The organism is Rhodococcoides fascians A25f, assembly GCF_000760935.2.
In the GTDB taxonomy this organism is placed as follows: Bacteria; Actinomycetota; Actinomycetes; order Mycobacteriales; family Mycobacteriaceae; genus Rhodococcoides.
In genome coordinates this window covers 1539988-1560088 of sequence record NZ_CP049744.1, presented here as the reverse complement: position 1 = coordinate 1560088, position 20101 = coordinate 1539988, and the positions used below count along the sequence as shown (strand labels likewise).

Here is a 20101-nt window from a genome sequence, read left to right as displayed (position 1 = left end):
CTGGTCGCCGTGAACACCAGCAACAAGGCATCGAAAGACATCAGGGCTATGCAGAACGGCGACAAGAATCGCCGAACGCTGATCCAGATCGTCGTGGCTGTGGTTCTCATCGCGCTCGTTGCAGCAATTGCCTTGTTCATCGTCAACAGGAACTCGACGTCGGGTGAGGCATCTCCCGCCACGAGCTCGTCACCGGGCCAGCAGCTGACGCCCACGTCGTTGACCGACACCGGTGCCATCCGCTTCGGCAATCCCGACGCCACCACCGTCATCAGCGTCGTCGAGGACTTCCAGTGCCCGGCGTGCAAGAACTTCGAGTCCATCAGCGGGTCGACATTGCAGCAGCTGGCCGACGCGGGCAACGTCGCGGTGGACTACCGACCCATCTCCATTCTCGACCGCTTCTCGAACGGCACGATGTACTCGACGCGTGCCGCGAGCGCCTCGATCTGCGTCGCCGAGAACGACCGGGACAGCTGGATGGACTGGCACAACGCCATGTTCGCGGAGCAGCCTGCGGAGAACGGCACCGGATTGACCGACGACAAGCTCGTCGAGATCGCCACCTCCGCCGGTGCCGACTCCCCCGCCACCGCGTCGTGCATCACCGACGGCAGCTACACCGATTGGGTCACCAGCCAGACGCAGTCCGTCATCGGCGAGGGCATCAGCGGGACGCCGAGCGTGCGCGTCAACGGCACCGACGTCTCCAACCCGACTCCGGAGAACATCCTCGCCGCTGCTGCAGCAGCCGGTAACTGAGCGGCAGCCGGTACCAGAGCATGAGGACCCGCGTCGGTGCTGCAGTCTTCACCGTCTTCAGCGCGATCGGGCTACTCGCTGCGCTGACGCTGACGATCGAGCGATTCAAGTTGCTGGAGGACGCGTCGTACGTACCGTCGTGCAGCCTGAATCCGGTGCTCTCGTGCGGTTCGGTGATGGTGACGAAGCAGGCTGCGCTCTTCGGCTTCCCGAACCCCATCCTGGGCATCGTCGCGTTCTCGGTTGCGCTCGTCGCCGGGGTGCTGTGGCTCGGCCGCGTCGAATTGCCGCACTGGTTCTGGCTCGGCATGAGTGGCGGCCTGCTGCTCGGTGAAGTGTTCGTGCATTGGCTGATAGTCCAGAGCCTGTACGAGATCGGCGCACTGTGCCCTTACTGCATGGTGGTGTGGGCCGTGACGATGCCGCTGTTCGTGCTGGCTCTGAGCCGATTGATCAGCACCGGCCCGAACAACGGCGGCACGATCGGCCGTCTTTTCCTCGAATGGCGGTGGACGCTGCTTGCCGTGTGGTACGCAATCGTCATCGCGCTCATCGGAATCCGCTTCTCGGACTACTGGACCTCCCTGCTCTGACAGTTTCGCAAAACTCATGAGTCGATCGACTGCACCGTGCATGATGGGTACAGCACCCGAGTGAGACTGATCACAGCTCCTGGCTCGGGGAAGATCGTTCGAGTAGCAGGAGTCGATACATGGCAGGCGATCCATTCGCAGTCATCGTTGCCGTCATCGTGTCCGCCGCCGGTGTTGTCGCCGGAACCGACGCCCCGGCTCCGATTCCCGATCAGGCAGTGACGGATCAGGCCGCAGAAATTGCCGCCAACGCCGAGGATCAGGCGAAGACGATGAGCGATCAGTGGACCGAACTCCTGGGCACCATGCCCGAGCCTGCCGCCGACATCGCCGATCGCACGTTGTCCGACGCTGCGGACGGCCTGCACACTGCCGTCGAGCCGATGCTGCCGAACCTTCCGGCGGTGGAAGACATCGAGGCGGCCGAGGATGCAGCGGTGCCGACCGCGGCGGAAGATGCACTGGCTGCCCTCCCCACTGCCGCTGCGGCTGTACCTGCTGCCGGCTCCCCGTCTGCCCCACTTCCGTTCAGCGTGTTCTCGCCGAGTGCTCTTTCGGCCGGCGCTCTCTCGTCGACCGCTCTCTCGTCAACGGCAGCTGCACTCGGTGCCGGTGCAGTCCAGTTCGCCGGCCGCACGTACACCGCAGCCGACATCGCCACCCAGACGGCGTTCATGGCGTCGGCTGAGGCCATTCGGCGCGCACTCTTTCCCGGGCTGCCCGTGACGTTCACCGGTATCAATGTGGGTCCGATCGGCTTGGGGGCGGTGGGAGCCATCACCGCCTTCGTACCGTGGTTGCAGAAAGCAGGCAACATCTGCGGAGGTGTCAAAGGCACCACGATCGCCGCACTCTATGCCGCCGAGAACGGCTTTCGGTACGGGCCGACTGCGCCTGTCTCGAGCACCGGCGCACAGGGACCGGGACAATTCATGCCGGGCACGTGGGCGACCTACGGCAAGGACTACGACGGCAACGGCGTGGTCGACGTCAACAGCGTCGGAGACGCGGTCATGGCGTCGGGCACGATGCTGTGCGACATCTACGGGCAGGTCGACGGCTGGAAGCGAGAAGGCAAAGTCTCCGGTGACACACTCGACCTGACCCTCGCCGGATACAACGCGGGCGCGGGAGCGGTGCTGCGATCAGGCGGTATGCCCTCGGGCACAGTCGATTACGAGACACAGACCAAGCCGTACGTGGCCCGCATCAGGGCGACCGAGGCGCAGTTCGCCTCGATACTGACCCCGTTCGCGGGGCTCGACCTCACCGGAATGGGCGGCCGGGCAGTGCAATTGGCGATGGACTACCTGGGGCTGCCCTACGTATGGGGTGGCGGAAACATCAACGGTCCGTCCGGCGGTGGATTCGATTGCTCAGGTCTGACGTCGTACGCCCTGTTCAAGGCCTCGGGCGGGAAGGTGACGCTGCCCCGCACCTCCGAAACACAATGGAACGTCGGCACCGAGGTTCCGATGGAACTGGCGCAGCCCGGCGATCTACTGTTCGGAAACTGGGGACCGGCGGGACCCGGACACGTGGCGATCTACATGGGGAACGGCCAGATGGTGCATGCTCCCACCACCGGTGACGTGGTTCGAGTGGCACCGGTGTTCGACGGTATGCGCGCCCGCCACATCGTCTAGATGCGCGCGTACAGTGCGAACGTGACCAATGCACGCGTGGAACCGGCCGGCTTCGACGACGAGCTGGCACCGGAGCCACCACCCGGTGAGGGCTTCGAGACCAGTTGGCCGGTGCGGACAGGCGACATCGATCCGACCAACCGACTGCGGTTCGACGGGGTTGCGCGCTACCTGCAGGACGTCGGAACCGACAACCTCGACGCCACTCCCCTGGGAAAGACCGATCCGGTGTGGATCGTGCGGCGGACCGTCATCGACGTCTTCGAACCCATCCACTTTCCGGACCATGTGCACATGCGTCGGTGGTGTTCGTCGATGTCGACGCGCTGGTCCAACATGCGAGTGGCGCTGACGACCCCCAAGGGTGGACGCATCGAAACCGAGGGCTTCTGGATCAACATCAGCAAAGCCACCGGCATGCCGACTCGCATCAGCGACGGGGCACTGGAGATGTTGGCCAGAACCACCGATCAGCACCGGTTGCGGTGGAAGGCATGGCTGACCGAGCCGGCACCGGCGGAATCGCACACGGACGTGCAGTTCCCTTTGCGCGCAACCGATATCGACCCGTTCAACCACCTCAACAATGCGGCGTACTGGCACGCGATCGAGGAGCTGCTGGTCGAGCTGCCACAGCTGGCGGCGTCTGCGCACCGCGCCGTGATCGAGTACCTGACCCCGGTCCTCGCGAGTGAACACGTCACACTGCGCCACCGCTACGAAGGCGGCGCGTTGACCGTCTGGTTCGTTGTCACCGGCGCATCGGGCGAGCCGACGGTGCGCACCGTGGCCAAGGTCGCACCCAAGGCCTGATGATCGAGCTTGCCGCGCGGGGTGCGCGGTAAGGCGTCCACGACGGCGATCACCACGGGTAGGCTCGGGCTCGGCAACATCGAGCGAACGTGCCGCCGTATCTGCGCCACTGTGGGTGAGTTCTGCTGGGCTACAACCACTCCCGCCGCCGGCACCTCACCGGTGCGATCGTCGGGAACGCCGACAACTCCGGCATCGAGAACACCGGGGATCGACAACAGGGCCGCCTCGATCGGGGCCAGCTCGACCGTGAGCCCGGCTCGAACGATCGTCTCGCTGCCGCGGCCGAGCAACGTCAGTCGACCCTCGTCGACACTGCCGCGATCACCGACCGTCATCCACCCGTCGACGGGCCCGTTCGTCAGGGTGGTGTGGTCGCCGACTCGGCTCAGGTAACCGTCGAACAGCATGTCGCTGCGCACATGCAGCAGTTCGTTCCTGGTCTCCACCTCCACCCCGCCGAACAACGCGCCCTCCACACTCGATCCCTCGACACCCGTGCTGCCAGGAGTTCGACGGTCGTACGAGACGAAGCTCAGTTCCGATGCACCGTAGAAGTGCGTCATGGTTGCGTTCGGTAACACCGTCGCCAATGCCGTGCGGGCAGACTGCGGCCATCGCGCCGCAGACGAGAGCACCTCGCGGACGGAGGGATACCGGGCGTTGGAGCGAGCGATGTCCCAGGCGATGGTCGGTACCGAATACAGATGTGTCGGAGCATCTTCGAGAGCGACCGCCGCCTTCCGTAGATCCACCGTTGCACCGCGGGTGAGCCCGTGCAACGCACCGTAGAGAAAGTGTGTGTGATCGAGGGTGCCGGATGCAGACACTCGATCGCCCGGCCCGAGCTCGAACAGTGCATCGGACCGGTCGAGCGTGGCAGCCCACGACGCCTGATCCCGAACGAACAATTTGGGTGGTCCGGTCGTTCCGGAGGTGATGCCGACCAGGAGTTCGGCGCTGCGTGCGGGTGGATCGAGCGGAGCGGCGCGGCCGGTGGTGAGCTCCTCGGGTGCCAGCACTGTGTCGGCACCCCAACGATGCACTCGTGCGTGCTGGCGCGGATGCGCGACAATCAGCGAGGGCTCACACACCGCCGTGACATCGGCGAATTCTCGATCCAACAGATGTCGATGCAGCAGAACGACACTCACCCCGGCATGCATTGCCGCCAGAACCACGACCAGCGACCCGATGTCCGACGTCGGCAGCACCGCCACCCGACGCATGCCCGACAACGATCCCGCGGTGCGCTCGACCCGATCCCAGAATTCGCGGTAGCTGATCTCGCCGGTTGCGTCGACGATCGCTGCGTCCTGTCGCCCGGAATTCCGAGCGACGCGCGCGGCGAGCAGCTCACTCGTCATCGTCTGTACCGTCGTCATCTATACCGTCGTCGTCCACACCGCGTGCGACGAGGGCATCACCCATCGCATCCGCAGTGCGGAGGGCGCGCACCAGAACCGGGGTTGCCAGAGCCGTCATGGACCACTGCAGTCCGCGGGCTTTGCGGGCCTGGGACACTTCTTGGACGATGGAGGCCAGCAGCGGGATGCACCGAATGGCAAGGGCCAGGAGCAGTCCGATGCGATCCGGGTCGACGCCGAAGCGGCGGATCGGCCCGAGTGCTCGCGTGACGGTGTCGAGCATGTCGGTCACCCGGGTGGTCAGCGTGACCAGTGCCGCCAGGGCAACGGAGATCACCAGCACCCCGCACACCACCACCGCGCGCTGCCACGTGGTGATCAGTATCTGGAACACGCCGATGATCAGAAGCATCCACAGCACCGGACGAAGTTGCGCCAGTGCGACTTTCACCGGAATACCGGCCACTGCGAACAGGGCGGCGACCGCCAGAGCCACCACGCCAACCTCGAGCGGGGTGCGCGCGAAGATCACGGTCGCCAAGATTGCAACTATGAGCGACAACAGTTTCCAGCCCGGGCTCATTCGGTGCAGCAGCGATGTACCGGGGCGGTAGAGACCGATCACCCGATCAGCTCCCGATACGCCGGCACCGCTGCGGCGGGGGCACCGTCGAACGCCACGCGGCCGTCATCGATGACGATGACACGCTCGAAGCTGTCCAGCAGAGCGAGCTGATGAGTCACGACGACGACTTGCTGATCCATCGAATCCAGAGCCTGAGCGACGACGCGTCCGTTGCGCAGGTCGAGCAACGTGGTCGGCTCGTCTGCAACAACCACCTCCGGCCGTCTGATCAGTACGGCACCGATCGCGAGCAATTGCTTCTGCCCACCGGAGAGCAGGTGCGCCGGATGATCGCGATGCTGATCCAGGCGAAAGCGGACGAGGATTTCGTCGACGCGGTCTTCGACTTCTTTTTTGCTCAGCCCGGACCTACGCAGCGAGAACGCGAGATCCTCTGCGACAGTGGGCATGACGATCTGCGAGTCGGGGTCGGTGAAGACGAACCCGACCTTCTTGCGAACCTGCGCACCCTTCTTGGCAGCGTCGACGCCGTCCACCGTGACGCGGCCGGAGTCGGGCTTGATCAGACCGTTGATCATCCGAGCCAGCGTCGACTTCCCCGACCCGTTCGATCCGATGATGCCGATGCGGCGCTCGTCGAATTCGAGGTCGATGCCATGCAGCACCTGCCGCTCCCCGAAGGAGTGGGAAATGTTCTCGAACTTGATGCTGCTCATGTCACTCGCTCCACCAACATCGCTATTCCTTGCCCGCCGCCGATGGCGCAGGCCGCCAATCCCAGTGCCGGACCACTCGGTTGCAGCATTCGAGATGCCAAGCGCACCAGCAGAATTGCGCCCGATGCGCCCCACGGATGACCCATCGCGATGGCCCCACCGTCCGGGCAGATGCGCTCGTCGTCGATGCCCAGCGCATCCGAGACTGCGAGCACCACCGATGCGAACGCCTCGGTGATCTCGATGACCCCGATCTCGTCGAGTGACACCCCGGTGCGCCCGAGTAGCTTCTCGATCGCAGGCACCGGTCCCAGACCGGGCAGTGCCGGATCGGACCCGGCCACCGCGCTGCCGAGAATGCGCAGTGCCGGCATACCAGCGGCACGTTCGGCCGTGGTGATCGCCAGAACTGCGGCACCGTCGGAGATTCCGCAGGAATTGCCCGCGGTGACCGTGCCGTCGGAGGTGAACGTGGGACGCAGTCTGCCCAGTCGCTGGGCAGTCATGTTGGGGCGGATGCGCTCGTCGGCGTTCAACTGTCCGATCGGGACGATTTCGGCGGAGAAGTCGTATGCCGAGGCTCGTGCGAAGGACCGTGCGGCGTACTCGTCCTGCCGCTGTCGGTCGATTCCACGCCTACGCGCGAGATCGTCTGCCGCAACGCCCATGTCGGGATCGTCGAAACCGTGGGGAGCGAATGGTGCTCGGGTGTACCGAACAGGTTCTGCGCCGTCGACCGGGGGCCAGAACCGCCACGGACTCGTACTCGCCGATTCGACGCCACCTGCCAGAATCAACGTCTCGTCGCCGCTGCGGATGCGCGACGCGGCCTGCATGACGGCGTCGAGTCCGGATCCACACTGGCGGTCGACGGTAACGCCGGGGACGTCGACACCGAGTCCCGCGAGCAAGGCCGATACACGCGCAACGTCGCCGCCGGGGCCGAGACAGTTGCCGAGGATCACGTCGTCGATCGGGAGTCCGAGTGAAATAACCTCTACTGCAACAGCTTTCAGAACCGGCGCAGCAAGGTACGGAGCGGTGACGTCTGCAAAACCGTGACCGGCAATGCCGATCGCGGTTCGTTTGGCCGCAACGATCACGGGAGTACTCACAGCAGGGACATTCACAGCAGGGACATTCACAGCAGGGACATTCACAGCAGAGCTTTCCGGGCGATCTTGCCGCTCGAGGTGCGGGGCAGCTGCTGTACCACCGTCCACTTTCGCGGCAGTGCCTCCTTGGTCATGATCGCGCGGGCGTCGGCGCGGATACGGTCGAGATCGCGGGAACCGTCGAGTTCGATGACGGCAGACACCGTTTCACCCAACACCGCATGGGGAGACCCGATGGCAGCCGCGGCTCGAACGCCGTCGAGAGCGGTCAGGATTCGCTCGACGTCCTCTGCGACGACGGTGGTGCCGCCGACATTGATCGCCGCGTCCCCCCGACCATGGACCAGAAGTTCGCGGCCGCTGAGCTCGGCCAGATCACCGACGCCGCACCAGCCAGTGGTGGCGAGTGCCGAGTACGGCGAACGGACGACCAGATACCCGTCTTCGGTGCGCGCCTCGACATCGCGGAGCAATCGCAGTGCCGCGTGCTCGCCTGTCACCCGCGCCGCCACCAACGACAGTTCCGCCGAGCCGTAGTACTCGACCAACCTGACGCCCATGTCCGAGATCGTCTGCGCTGCAGCTGAATCCAGCCCGGCACCAGCCGCGACCGCCACCCGCGCACCGGGCATCCGACGAACCGTGTCGCGAAGGACCGCTGGCACTGCGTGCACCGCCGTCGCCAGGGCCGTGTCGTCGGTGACGCAGGCCCCCAGCCACAGCGCGTGCACTGCGGCGAACAGGTGCATCGTGGCGTGCAATGGTCCGGTGATCAGCACCGAATCGGTGGGGCGGATGTCGGTGATCTCGGTGAACTCGGGGAAGCTGTCGACCCACGACGCGGCAGTGCGCTCGAGCGGCTTGGGGCGTCCGGTGGAGCCCGAGGTCGCGACCAGCAGGAAAGCGTCGGGCTCGGTGTGGGTAGGGCGCTCGGGGCGGGCCGACAAATCCTCGACTCGCACCGCACTTCCCTGCCGCGCCGCCGCAAAAACGCAGATCAGCGCCTCGGGTAGCTCGAGCGCTGAGGCGTCGTGCACCGGGAGGTGAGGCCATTGCTCGACGGCAGCGTCGAGGTCGGCGTAGGTGAGCGTGCGACCCGACCAGACGATGGCCGGGTCGTCGGCCCGGTCACTTACGCTGCCGTTGTCGTCACCTAGACCTCCCAGCTCGAGAGTCACGCCTTGATCAGGCCCGGGTATGCACGATGCACGCTTTTGGCGACAACGGTGGCGACGACGACCTTGGCGATGTCACCGGGCAGGAACGGGCCGTTGGACGTGATCGCGGCCCAGACTCCGACGTCGGTACGCAGGATCAGGCCGATGATCCCGAAGACGTACACCACCACGATGCCGCCGACGGCATTGATCGCCAGACCGAGCGCGATCGAGTACTTCGGCAGGATGCGGGCCGTGAGCCAGCCGATCAGCAACGCTGCCGGTATCCAGCCGATGAGGTACCCGACGGTGGGCCCGGCCATGGCCGACAGACCGGTACGTCCACCCGCCAGCAATGGGAGGCCGATCATCGTGAGCGCGAGAAACACCAGGACCGCAGCAGTGCCTTTCCTGGCACCGAGGATCGCGCCGGACAGAATGATGCCGAGGGTCTGCAGGGTGATGGGGACGCCGGAGAAGCCGACCGTGATCGATCCCGGCAGGCCGAGAGCAGCGATGAGCGCTGCGAACACTGCGATCTGCGCCATGTCGCGGGCGGAGACGTTCATTCGGCTGACCTTACGGCTCGGCGGACGAGTACTGCTGTCGACATCTGACACGGGTGGCTCCTCGAGGAGTGGGGCGGTCACCTGCCCCAGAGACTTGAACGGCGTTCAAGGTAGCAGGTGTGCGGTTCTGACCACACCCTGGACGGTCTTTTGTTCAAAAGGGAGCGGGATCGTATCTGCTCCGGTCGAGTCGAATGCGCACGTGTACGACGCGGCAGTGGTCGAGGTAGACACGTCTCTTGTCTGCCAGTTTCTTCCGTGCAATGTCCGATGACGCGGAACGGAAATCCGCGAGTGTCGGCGGTGCAGAGCTGCTGTACTCGAGCTCCCATCGGGTGGGTTCGAACGGGGACAGCTCACTGTCGGCCGACTTCTTCCGGCGATGGCGACGTCGAGGAGGCGACGCGATCGAGAACTCCGGCAGCGTGACCGCGCGTAGACCGAGAGAGTTCGACCACAGAATCGCCCCTCCGGCGAGCATCACCGCCGACCACGCTTTCGACGTCTTCGCCTGATGGTGGAATACGCACACCGGTTGAAGATTTGTCACGATCGTCCAGCCGCCACGCCCCGGATCGTCCTTGTCGAATGGGACCACATGATCGATCTGACACCGGGCCGAGGGCACGTCACAGTTGGGGAACGTGCACGTGCGATAGGCCGTCCGCACGACAGCGGCGACGCGCGCGCTCGGCCGATAGGTCACCGCGGCTCGCGACGGAACGCATTCGCCGCCATGACCGTCGGGAAAAATCCCGCGCGCACGCTCGGGCTGTTCGGCAATCCAACCGAGCCAGCGTGCGACAAGCCCATCGCGGACAGACTCCTCCCCCAGAATCCGATCGGCCGGCGGACAACCTTGGGCGCACACGCCGCGCATCGGCGGAAGCTGAGCGGCACTGCGCACCCGGCCGATGCCCACCACTGTGCGCAACAAACGGAAGCCGGGTGGAGACGGACCGACGCGGTCTTCGGAGGTTTCGGGATCGTCCCGATCGAGTGGGCCTGCCGGGTGGGTCGATCCCTTGATCGAGGGACCGCGGCCGTCATCCGGGTCGTTGCCTCCGGTGGAACCACCGCCTTCATCGCCGGGCCAATCCTCGCCGGGTCCGCCGGGCCCATCGTTGTCAGGGCCGCCGGGCCCATCGTTGTCAGGACCGCCGGGCCCATCGTCGTCAGGACCACCGTCCGGGCCGCCGTGATCCGGGCTGTCGCCATCCGGGCTGTCGTCATCCGGATCGTCGTCGTTCGAGCGCTTGCCCTTCGGGCTCTTGTCGTTCGGGCTCTTGCCGTTCGAGCCGCGCTCGTCGGGGCCGTCCTGCTCGGGCTTCAGCATGTCGACCAACTCGGTCAGCATTGCCTGCCACTTCGCATCGGCGGCGACGATGCGCGCCACCTCGGGATCGATCGGAGTCCCGTCCGCCAAGGTTGCGGGCTCCGCGGACAGTCCCAGCAGCGTCTCCACCGCCACCACGATCTGCAGGAGATGCCCGCGCCTCGGTGGAAGATCGTCGGCGGCACCGGCAACCGGGCACTCGTCACCGAGATCGCACTGACAGACCAGCGAATGCTCGCCGTGCAGCAACGCCATCAATCCGGCGGCCCGCAGCATCCCCGTCGACCGCGGATCGTCCTTGCAGACCGTGACGACGATCTCGACGATGAGTGCATCTGCTTCGGCCGATTCCAAATCCGTGATCTTCGCGATGAGCGTCGAAATACCGCCAGGACCGGTTCGCACGATCCGCACTCCGACTTCCTCCGACTTCGCCGTCTCGCGAGCCTGCGCAGCACCGTCCGGATCGGCCTTCATCCACAACCGCCAGATTCGGTTCCGCAAGGCCTGCGGGCGCATTCTGCCCCCTGCAGCGCAGACCTCGTATTCGATTTTCGAGATGGTCTCGTCAGTGGCGCGATGCAACACCGAGGTGATGGTGACCACCGTCGACCAGTCGAAGCTTCCGGTCACGAAACGCAAGGCAGTCAACGGCATTCGATGCAGCCGCTCCGCGACGTCGTGCACCACCGATGCATCGCGACGCGTGCCGGTCATCGTCACGGCCAAGTCACACAACGCGCCGCGGACCGTCTCGCCCGGATCGCCACCGGCGGCCTCGGCAGCCTCCAGTCGCATCTCGAGTACGTCGCAGTACGCCAGTACGGTCCCTGCCCTGGCAAGGTTCTCGTGGACGCGGTTGAGCGCGATGACGTCGAGAAACCCCGCAATGCAGTCATCGACCGGTGGCGTTTCCGCCACGCCCCACCCCCCGGTATCGAACATGCATTCGATCCTACGAGAGGGGTCCGACAAGAAAATCTCACGCGCATTAGGCGTCAGGATCGGTACGACTACAACGTGGTCCCAGCCTCGGCAATCATGGAGTCACCGATAAGTCACGTGTGCCGGGTCGTCCGGGACGAACTCTCGGAGGGCAGCCGCGAACCGTTCGGGCTGGTCTTCCGGAATGAGTGTCCACGAGTCATCGATGAGCACCTGACGTGCATCGGCAAACAACTCTCGCAGCCGGTCGGCATGGATGAGCGGCATCATCGTGTCCTCTGTCGCCCAGATCACGAGGACCGGGCGATCGAACGTCGAGAGCCGAGAGACCCACGTCAGCAACGTCTTTCGCGATGGTGTGCCGGTGGCGAACTTACGCAGATCGCGCCGAATCTCCGCGCTGCGCGTTGCAGGCGCGAACCAGTCGTCGAGCACCTCGTCGGGGATCCCGTGCTTGCTGAGCCCGCCCCATGCGCGCTTGTTGTGTCGAACGAACTTCGTGGCCAGCAGTCGCAGAAACAGCGAGGTGCCACCGGGCACTCGGCACAGCGCCGCTGCGGGCCGGGCAGGCAGCGGCGGAAAATTGTCGAAGGCCTCGCATGACGCGAGGACCAAACGTCCGACTCGATCGGCGCGGCCGTCGGAGACGATGAATTGCCCGCCGCCACTGTCGTTGAGTACCAACGTGACATCGGTGAGGTCGAGCGCCTCGAGAAAGTCGGCGATGATCCTGGCGATGCCGCGCTGCGTGAGGTCGGCCTCCGGTTTCATCGGGCTCCGATGTCCGCCCAACGGCAGCGTAGGAGCAATGCAGCGATATCCCCCGAGGAGTGGGATCACTTTGCGCCACTGTGTCTCGTTCATGAGTAGTCCGTGCCCGAAGACGAGCACCGGACCGTCACCGCCGGTGTCGAGGTAGTCGATCGGTCCAGCCGCCAGGTCGATTCGCTTCACAGATCCTCCACTGGATAGATCGTTCTAGTGAATCGGAAGGTACTCTGGGCCTTTCTCGGATGCAAGGACAATTCATGGCCAACGACACTCGCGCGCGAATCCTCGAAGCGACCGCCGAGCTGTACCGGCGTCAAGGTATGACCGCGACCGGACTCAAACAGATTGCTGCGGCGGCCAACGCCCCCTTCGGGTCCATCTATCACCACTTCCCCGGCGGCAAGGAACAGATCAGCGAAGAAGTCATCCGTGCCGAGGGCGTGCGCTACGGCCTCCTTGTCGGCAGGCAACTTGCCGCCGTCACCGATGTGGTGGACGGGATACCCGAGATCTTCGCCTCGGCGGCAACGTTGTTGGTCGAACTCGACTACACCGAGGCGTGCTCGATCGAGACCATCGCACTCGAGGTGGCCAGCACCAACGAACGATTGCGTCTCGCAACGGAAGCCGTGTTCACCGGCTGGATCGACGGCCTCACACAGTGGTTCACCGAAACCGGCCTGCCGGACGATGCATGTCGGAGCCTGGCTCTGGGATGCCTGACGAGCCTCGAAGGTGCCTTCGTGTTGTGCCGCAGCTTGCGGTCCACAGAACCGATGATCGCCGCCGGTCTGGCCGTCCAGGATCGAACGCGCGCGGCTGTGCACGCGGGTACCTAGTTTGTACGGGTCAGGGCTTGACGGGCGGGTTTCTTCTGGGTGTATCCGGATCGAGCTTCTCGGGATTGAGCACGACCTCGGCCACCATCGGCGTTGTCTCGACTGTCGAATCGCCGTAACGAACGGCCACCGTGTTCGGCAGAAACGCCTCCAGAGCCCTCGGGGTCAGCCACCACAACAGCGCGGTGAACAGGATCAGGATGTTGACCCACTGCATGATCGTTGCGGCATTGTCGGACGGAATCACTCGATCGAACACCTGAACGTTCATCACCAGACCGTGCACTGCGATCAACACCCACAGCCGTCGGTAGCGATAGAACACCCACACCGCCGCCGCACCCCAGCACAGCGCCCAGAGAAAACCGCCACCGCCGAAGTACAGATAGAGGAAGCCCCGCATCGTCGCCGACAACGCCATGATTGCCCAGATCGGCAACCTGCCCACGAGCAGCAGCACCGGAAGCGCCACCAGGATCGGCTCCTCACGCAGACCGACGGCCAGCGCGGAAACCACTGCAAGCCAATCGGATTCGACCGAAGCCGGAACCGAGAAGCTGAAGCGGAGCACATCCATCCGAGACAGCACGAGCAGCAATGCCGACGCAGCACCGATCGCAGCGCACCAGGTGATCGCCGCCTCGAGCGCAGTACCGCGACGCATCGGCCATACCGCGGGCAACGTGCGACGCCGAACGAAATACACCGCAGCGATAGCCGCCGCCCCGATCGCCACCTGAACCAGGCCGACCGCAAGGTCCATCCATTGATCCGACAGCGTGAGTACGGGCGCAGGCGCATTCGGCTCGCGGAAACGCCACAGCGCACCCACCAGACCGATGAAGTAGACGATGCCCCAACCGGCCACCAGAGCCAGAATCGACACGGCCGTGCCGACTGCGGTCAAGCCACGTCGACGCGAGTGAGCCGCGGCATTCGCATCCAGACTGCTCGCCACCAGGTCACCACCATCCACTCAGCACCGCATCGCCTGTCATCGAACAGCTGTCGACCCCCGGACTTGTTTATCATGCGGGGGCCGAAAATTCAGTACCGTCGCAGCGACGTCGGTCACCGTCGACCATCGCGGTCCGGTGTGTCGGTCGGATCCTCGCGTCCGAAAATGTCGTCACGTAAGTCCCCGACAATTCCGCGCCCGTCGGTGGCGCGCCGCGAGTCCCATACGTCCACCACAGCGAGGACCATCAGGACACAGCCGAGTGGGCCGCCCTGGAACCAGAACACCCGCAGATCCCAGAAGAACAGCGCCAACACTGCGCCGACGACAATCATGACGATGCTGCGCGCATCGGTTGCCCGAACTCTTCCTGCCCTCATGACGCATCCTTTCCTCGGGTCGACCGGGGCCGACGTCACACCAGGTTCATCTCGACGGCCGCATCTGCGACCAGCAACGCACCCACGACGATCAGTACCGTCACCACCACGTCCTGGCTCCAGCGTTCGACGCGGTGCATCAGACGCCAGAGAAGTGACGAAACAAGTTGCGATGCAGCGACTCTGGCGATGAGCAGAACCAGAGCCGGTAGCAGGGTGATGAGTACGTAGATCGCGAGAATCGCGACCGAGAATGCCCATCCCCGTGCGGATGCGGCCACCGCCTCGATCGCGGCGACATACGGCAGCATCGTCGACACCTCGACCGCGCCCACTGCAACAGCGAGGAGGACCACCCCTCGCGCACTCGCAGGTGCCCGCATCCACCACGCACCACTCGGGCGTCGACGCCGTCGATCGCAGACGAGCCCCGCGAGCAGAACGACACCACCCACAGTGATCCGCACCCACGCATTTCCGGGTACGGCATGGGCAATAAGGGCAAAATTCGCATCTTTGAACACCGTCAGCAGCGCGATCCCGACTCCGAGATACAGCAGCCCCAGCACGCTCAGGTGCAACAGAACCCCTCGAACCCGGAACGACGGCCGCACCATCATCCACAGCGGGACGACGAGCGTGCCGACACCGATGCTGTCCACCAATGCCAGCCCGACCACGTTAAAAAACACAGCTGTACCATAACATCTATTTCACACATCTGTGTCGGAAAAATCCACACGTGCTAGAACAGACCGATGCCGAAGATCGTCGACCACGAAGCTCGCCGATCGGAGATCGTCGCCGCCGTCTGGCGCGTGATCGAGCGAGCGGGAATGAACGGGGCGACCGTGCGCAGCGTCGCCGCCGAGGCCGGCGTCTCCCCCGGATCACTGCGGTACTACTTCTCCGACCAAGGAGAACTCGTGCTGTTCGCAGCCGAGGCCATGACGCAGCGCATCGTGCATCGGTTGGAAGCACACCCCACCGAGGGTGACGGACTGGCGCGCGCTGTCCGAGTCCTCGAAGAAATGCTCCCACTCGACGAGAACCGCCGCGTCGAGGCGTCGGTATGGCTCGAGGCGATCGCCCGAGCCCGATTCGACGACCGGTTGGCCGCCCTCAAGACCGCGGGATGGTTCGGGAGCCGGTACCTGTGCCGACTCGCGTGGGCGCACCTACGCGATCTGGATCTGCCGAACTCGCCGCAATTCTCGTTCGGAAGCGACGCGGACGAGTACGCCGTCACCGAACTACACATCTACGTCGACGGGCTCACGCTGCACGCAGTGACGTATCCCGAACAACTCCCATCCGACGAGGTGCGCCGACTGCTGCGGTACTACCTGACGACGCGGCTCTAGCCGGTCTTCGCAGCCGCGACGAATCCGGCCAGATCCGTTACTCGAGGTAACGTCGATGGGATGCATGTGTCCGACCGTCTCACCGACCACGTTCCCGAGCGCTGGCTCGAGCCCCTCGTCAAGCACGCCGAGGCTCTCAAGTTCCTCATCGTCGGAGCGATCACCTTCGTCGTCACCGTCGTACTGTTCTTCGGCCTGAAGTGGACGATCCTGCAGGACAAGCCGGTGACAGCGAACGTTCTGGCGGTGCTGATCGCGACGATCGTGTCGTACATCCTCAACCGGGAATGGTCGTTCACCGCCCGCGGCGGACGTCGGCGACACCACGAGGCCGCGCTGTTCTTCGCCGTCGCCGGAACCGGCCTGGCAATCAACCAGCTACCGCTGTGGGTGTCCAGTTACATGCTGGATCTGCGCGCTCCGAACGTGTCCTTCCTCACCGAAAACATCGCCGACTTCGTCAGCGGCTCGATCATCGGCACACTGCTGGCGACCGCGTTCCGATGGTGGGCAATGCGCAAGTTCGTCTTCCCGGAACCGGTGAATGTTGTCCCCGATTCTGCGCCTCTGACCGTTTACGGTGGACGGCATGGCGACCTCTAGGACCCTCGTGCTGATGCGGCACGGCAAATCCGGCTACCCCGACGGCGTTCCCGACCACGAGCGACCGTTGGCGCCGCGCGGCGAACGCGAGGCGGGACTTGCCGGAGCCTGGATTGCCGAGCACGTCGGCCGCGTGGACGCAGTGCTGTGTTCGACGGCCCTGCGCACTCGCGAAACCCTGGCCGCCACCGGTCTGGGCGATGCTCCCACCCGGTTCGAGCGCGACATCTACGGCGGATCCGCAGACGAGATCATCGACGAAATCCGTCTCGCCGACACGTATTTCGACGACGTGACGGTATCGACCTTGCTGGTCGTCGGGCACGAGCCCGGAATCCCTTGGACTGCACTCGAATTGGCGGCAGACGATGACACCGACGTCGCCCGCGAGGTTCGGCACCGCTTCCCCACTTCTGCGATAGCAGTGCTCACCACCGAAAAATCGTGGGCCGAGCTCGCAGCGAGCTCGGCCACGATCACCGAGTTCTGCATCCCGCGCGCGGATCAGTAGTCAGCGTTTGTCGGAAGTCAGTGCTTTAGGTGATCAGCGGTTCCTGAGGTACAGGTAGCCGGCACCGCCTGCTGCGAGCAACAGGATCAGCGCCGCGGGGAACCCGAGCAGCCACCACACCACTGCCAGCACCACCAGTGCAGGTGCGGCGGCGATCAATGCGATGCCGGGATTCTCGCGAACCGTCTCCAACGCGGACTGTGCGTGCACTCTGTCGATCTTCTTGCCTGCCATGGCGGACTCCCTGGTATTGCCTACGTGTCCTGTATGCGTGATTCCAGGGTAGACCTGTCGCGTATGAAGGGGACTTTGCATCGTCTACGGGTCGACCAAGGCAATCGTGGCTGTGGACGTATACACCAGCCCATCGCTGGATTGCGTGACTCGCGATCCGAGGTACGGATCGGATCCGAAACGATCGGGCGTCGGCTCGATCTCTACCCGTCGACGAGTCGAGCCATCCTGCAAAGCAATCGATTCCACGATGCCGCCCGCCGTGGAGTACGCAAGACCATCGGCGTACGCGGTGATCGGATAGTAATCCTCCGGGTCGTTCTCCCAGCGGATCGCCCCGGTTCTCAGATCCAGTGCCGTGACGTGAGCGGTTCCAGAAGCACGGGCGATCACCACGTCCCCCACGACGGCCACACCGTTGGTCGACGCCAGTGCGGGATTCGACCAGACGAACGCTCCGGTCGAACGGTCGAACGCGGTATCACCGACGATCATCGGCAGGGATAGGTCAGCAGGAGAATCGATCTCGGGATAGGGATAGATCGGCGTCGATGACCTGGCCAGAACTCGACCATCGGAAGTGACAGCGGCGGTGCCGGTGAATGCCTCCGACCACGAGCACACCAACTCGGTCATGATCACCAGCGCCGGTTTCACCCGGTACGGCTGCTGCACGCAACTGTCGGGATAACCCCGATACCACGTAATCGCCCCGGTGGCCGAGTCGAATCCTATTGCGGTCGAACCGAATCGACCCAGGCCGTATGTACCGTCGAAGGTGATCGCCGAGCTCGGCGAACCTGCGTAGATGGCCACGCCGGGAAACTCGCTGACCCAATCGCGGCCGACATCGTCGATGGAGCCCCTCTTGATCTGCGGAGTTCCCTCGTAACCCTGCGGTGTCACGGTCGAATTGACCGTGTAGAGAGAGGATCCATCGGTGCCGACCGCAAGGATCCGCTGCGGCGCAGCAACGGAGCGCTCCTCGCCGGTCATAGCGTTCACCACGACGATCTGCGAATCCGGGTTCTCCGATTCGCTGGTAGACACGCACACGAGATTTCCGAACAGAAGCTGGTCCGCACAGGAGTCCACTCGGAAGTCGTCACGCCGCCACACGGTGGATCCATCCGTTGCATCGAGACCCACCAGCGCGGGGGCGTCGAAGTTACCGGTAGAGGGATCGGGTAGGCCGACAGAGGCGACATACACCTCGCCTGCATCGATGAACGACGCTGCGCTGGGATAGTTCTGGCTTCCCGCGCCCGGATCACTGAACTGCGCGAATTCGCGGCCGTAGACATCTTCTGCAGATCTGGACCACTGGACCTCCGGCGCACGGGGAACGACCGAGGTCGTCGTGGCCGCCACGTTCGGTGCAGTCGCAACCGCAGGCGAAGGGTCGTCCTGCACGGCGATCACGGCAGCAATGACAGTCACGACCGCCGCAGTGCCCGCGAGCCACACCGGCCACCGCACGCTCACAGGTCCAGACCCGGTGCGGTCGCGATGGACTCCAGATTGTCGACGCTGACGAGCTCGCCTGCGGACGTCGAGGAGATACGAACACGAGTGCCCGACGGCCGGGTCACAGTGACGGTCCTGACGCCGCGCTTCGATCGCTCGGAGATCGATCCATCGGGCAGGCGAACCGTGTCGACCGAGCGATCGGCAGCCGGGTCGTACTTGTCGGGAAACTCCGGAAGCGGTTGACCACCCGTAATCGAGACGCTCACAACACCTTTCGATTCGGGAGTGACGATCGTGCCTGTTGCACACAACGTATCGACCGCGGAATACCCGCGCTGCATCGGCGCCAAGGGCCGGTCGAATGCAACGACGGCCCGAAGAGCGCGGACGCGGGCGTGGTCCAGGGCACTACCGAGGCGGTCGGCATCTGCCGCGGTCACCGGCGGCCCGTCCTGTACCCCTGCGCGCGTGCCGCACGGTGGCGGTGCCGAGCGGGTTCCGTGCGGTATCGGGGCGTCGATGCGGAGATCGCTCCTCGACACCAACGACACCAAATCGTCCATCGACACAGCGTCGTCCGTGGACACGAATTGGTTCGCCTGAATCTGCAGGTTGGTCCCGTCGGGTGCATACGACGACACCGACCTGACCACCGCACTCTTGCCACCGCCTTCGCTGACGGACTCGAACACGTCGACCACCGTGCCGTCTCCCAGCACCTGTCTGCGGTCGAGACTGCCACCGATACAGGGCGGTACGCCGTATGTCTGCTTCGAAATCGTGACGGTTACGTCGACGCCTCTACCGTCGCGGATCAGCAGGCCGGCCGCGGTGCTGCTCGCGAAGAGCGACGGGTCGTCCACCGCACTGTCGGGGGAAGGCCCCTGAACGGGACCGAAACGAAGGGCCGACTCCGTGCCGAACGCGCTCGTCCCGGGCGCTGCGAACTCGATGGCCGTGCCTTCGGGCAGCGCCCTCGCGAGCGCGTCGGACAAGGCAGTTGCCTTACGGCCGGAAAACCACGGGTAACGCGGATTGTCGTAGGTTTCCTCGAGCGACTGATAGAAGGCCACTGTCTGCCCATCCGGGGCGACAACCGCGTCACACCCAGGGATAGTCGCCGACGGGTCCTTGGGAGCAGAAGACTCCGAGACGAAGTGGGTCGACCCAGGGGTCTCAGGAATCGCGACGTCATCGGAATCCGGCGCACGCACGTCGACGACGATCACTCCCAGTGCCAGGACCGTCACCGAGACGAAGACCCAAAAGACCCTCGGTTGACGTTCGAGCACTCCGAAGCGGATCACGCCGAAGAGCTTAGCCCGCCTGGTGCACAGCTCCCGGCTACGACTTTCGGTGGAGCGCA

The 20101-nt window shown here is 64.7% G+C and carries 22 protein-coding genes; 8 read left to right on the top strand and 14 right to left on the bottom strand.

The annotated features are described in order from the left end of the window. Positions 1–9 precede the first annotated feature (9 nt). From BH93_RS07560 to BH93_RS07545, 4 genes are all read left to right on the top strand, one after another. Entirely contained in the window at positions 10–762 is a 753-nt protein-coding gene (locus BH93_RS07560) for a DsbA family protein (protein ID WP_242459149.1), read from the top strand. Positions 763–782: 20 nt separating this feature from the next. Beyond that, entirely contained in the window at positions 783–1355 is a 573-nt protein-coding gene (locus BH93_RS07555; protein WP_037153576.1) for a vitamin K epoxide reductase family protein, read from the top strand. Between the two features lie 119 nt (positions 1356–1474). Continuing rightward, positions 1475–3001, top strand: a complete 1527-nt coding sequence (locus tag BH93_RS07550) for a C40 family peptidase (RefSeq protein WP_037171691.1) — start codon at positions 1475–1477, stop codon at positions 2999–3001. Then, a complete protein-coding gene (locus tag BH93_RS07545) occupies positions 3002–3814 on the top strand; it encodes an acyl-[acyl-carrier-protein] thioesterase (RefSeq protein ID WP_037171692.1) in 813 nt (270 codons plus the stop codon). Here BH93_RS07545 and BH93_RS07540 read toward each other — a convergent pair. From BH93_RS07540 to BH93_RS07505, 8 genes are all read right to left on the bottom strand, one after another. After that, positions 3718–5199, bottom strand: coding sequence for an AMP-binding protein (locus tag BH93_RS07540; RefSeq protein WP_242459148.1), 1482 nt, complete (start codon positions 5197–5199; stop codon positions 3718–3720). The genes BH93_RS07545 and BH93_RS07540 overlap by 97 nt on opposite strands. Beyond that, positions 5171–5806 (bottom strand): energy-coupling factor transporter transmembrane component T family protein, encoded by a 636-nt coding sequence (locus BH93_RS07535; RefSeq protein WP_037171696.1) that lies wholly within the window; start codon positions 5804–5806, stop codon positions 5171–5173. The genes BH93_RS07540 and BH93_RS07535 overlap by 29 nt, the downstream gene beginning before the upstream one ends. Continuing rightward, positions 5803–6483, bottom strand: a complete 681-nt coding sequence (locus BH93_RS07530; RefSeq protein ID WP_037171698.1) for an energy-coupling factor ABC transporter ATP-binding protein — start codon at positions 6481–6483, stop codon at positions 5803–5805. Before BH93_RS07530 ends, BH93_RS07535 begins: the two co-directional genes overlap by 4 nt. Beyond that, positions 6480–7598 (bottom strand): thiolase family protein, encoded by a 1119-nt coding sequence (locus tag BH93_RS07525; RefSeq protein ID WP_242459147.1) that lies wholly within the window; start codon positions 7596–7598, stop codon positions 6480–6482. The genes BH93_RS07530 and BH93_RS07525 overlap by 4 nt, the downstream gene beginning before the upstream one ends. 41 nt (positions 7599–7639) lie before the next feature. Further along, positions 7640–8776 carry an AMP-binding protein gene (locus tag BH93_RS07520; RefSeq protein ID WP_080738910.1) on the bottom strand — a complete coding sequence of 379 codons (1137 nt, stop codon included), beginning with the start codon at positions 8774–8776 and terminating at the stop codon, positions 7640–7642. Continuing rightward, positions 8773–9324: a biotin transporter BioY gene (locus tag BH93_RS07515; RefSeq protein ID WP_170944753.1), complete on the bottom strand. Its 552-nt coding sequence runs from the start codon at positions 9322–9324 to the stop codon at positions 8773–8775. Before BH93_RS07515 ends, BH93_RS07520 begins: the two co-directional genes overlap by 4 nt. 154 nt (positions 9325–9478) lie before the next feature. Next, positions 9479–11605, bottom strand: coding sequence for an HNH endonuclease signature motif containing protein (locus tag BH93_RS07510; RefSeq protein WP_037171700.1), 2127 nt, complete (start codon positions 11603–11605; stop codon positions 9479–9481). Positions 11606–11707: 102 nt separating this feature from the next. After that, the gene (locus BH93_RS07505) at positions 11708–12559 is read right to left on the bottom strand and encodes an alpha/beta fold hydrolase (RefSeq protein WP_037171702.1); all 852 of its coding nucleotides are present in this window, start codon (positions 12557–12559) and stop codon (positions 11708–11710) included. Positions 12560–12633: 74 nt separating this feature from the next. Between BH93_RS07505 and BH93_RS07500 the strand changes: the two genes are divergently transcribed. After that, a complete protein-coding gene (locus BH93_RS07500) occupies positions 12634–13215 on the top strand; it encodes a TetR/AcrR family transcriptional regulator (protein ID WP_037172176.1) in 582 nt (193 codons plus the stop codon). A 10-nt stretch (positions 13216–13225) separates the two neighbouring features. Here the strand turns inward: BH93_RS07500 and BH93_RS07495 are convergent, their stop codons facing one another. The 3 genes from BH93_RS07495 to BH93_RS07485 all read right to left on the bottom strand — a co-directional run bounded on the left by BH93_RS07495 (position 13226) and on the right by BH93_RS07485 (position 15245). Further along, the gene (locus tag BH93_RS07495) at positions 13226–14173 is read right to left on the bottom strand and encodes a CPBP family intramembrane glutamic endopeptidase (RefSeq protein WP_052064898.1); all 948 of its coding nucleotides are present in this window, start codon (positions 14171–14173) and stop codon (positions 13226–13228) included. Between the two features lie 113 nt (positions 14174–14286). After that, the gene (locus BH93_RS07490) at positions 14287–14553 is read right to left on the bottom strand and encodes a hypothetical protein (RefSeq protein WP_052064843.1); all 267 of its coding nucleotides are present in this window, start codon (positions 14551–14553) and stop codon (positions 14287–14289) included. Positions 14554–14588: 35 nt separating this feature from the next. Continuing rightward, positions 14589–15245, bottom strand: coding sequence for a GAP family protein (locus BH93_RS07485; RefSeq protein WP_080738911.1), 657 nt, complete (start codon positions 15243–15245; stop codon positions 14589–14591). A 66-nt stretch (positions 15246–15311) separates the two neighbouring features. On the opposite strand from BH93_RS07485, the gene BH93_RS07480 reads away from it, so the two are divergent. Genes BH93_RS07480 through BH93_RS07470 form a run of 3 tightly spaced genes read left to right on the top strand, consistent with a single transcriptional unit; the run spans position 15312 to position 17031 of the window. After that, entirely contained in the window at positions 15312–15917 is a 606-nt protein-coding gene (locus tag BH93_RS07480) for a TetR/AcrR family transcriptional regulator (RefSeq protein ID WP_037171705.1), read from the top strand. Between the two features lie 60 nt (positions 15918–15977). Beyond that, positions 15978–16520: a GtrA family protein gene (locus BH93_RS07475; RefSeq protein WP_032380483.1), complete on the top strand. Its 543-nt coding sequence runs from the start codon at positions 15978–15980 to the stop codon at positions 16518–16520. Further along, positions 16507–17031: a SixA phosphatase family protein gene (locus BH93_RS07470; RefSeq protein WP_037172179.1), complete on the top strand. Its 525-nt coding sequence runs from the start codon at positions 16507–16509 to the stop codon at positions 17029–17031. Before BH93_RS07475 ends, BH93_RS07470 begins: the two co-directional genes overlap by 14 nt. Positions 17032–17064: 33 nt before the next feature. On the opposite strand, the gene BH93_RS07465 is transcribed toward BH93_RS07470, so the two are convergent. The 3 genes from BH93_RS07465 to BH93_RS07455 all read right to left on the bottom strand — a co-directional run bounded on the left by BH93_RS07465 (position 17065) and on the right by BH93_RS07455 (position 20042). Beyond that, positions 17065–17265, bottom strand: a complete 201-nt coding sequence (locus BH93_RS07465) for a hypothetical protein (protein WP_037171706.1) — start codon at positions 17263–17265, stop codon at positions 17065–17067. An 84-nt stretch (positions 17266–17349) separates the two neighbouring features. Next, the gene (locus tag BH93_RS07460; RefSeq protein WP_155290855.1) at positions 17350–18705 is read right to left on the bottom strand and encodes an outer membrane protein assembly factor BamB family protein; all 1356 of its coding nucleotides are present in this window, start codon (positions 18703–18705) and stop codon (positions 17350–17352) included. Positions 18706–18746: 41 nt separating this feature from the next. After that, positions 18747–20042 carry a hypothetical protein gene (locus BH93_RS07455; protein WP_037171708.1) on the bottom strand — a complete coding sequence of 432 codons (1296 nt, stop codon included), beginning with the start codon at positions 20040–20042 and terminating at the stop codon, positions 18747–18749. Positions 20043–20101 lie beyond the last annotated feature (59 nt).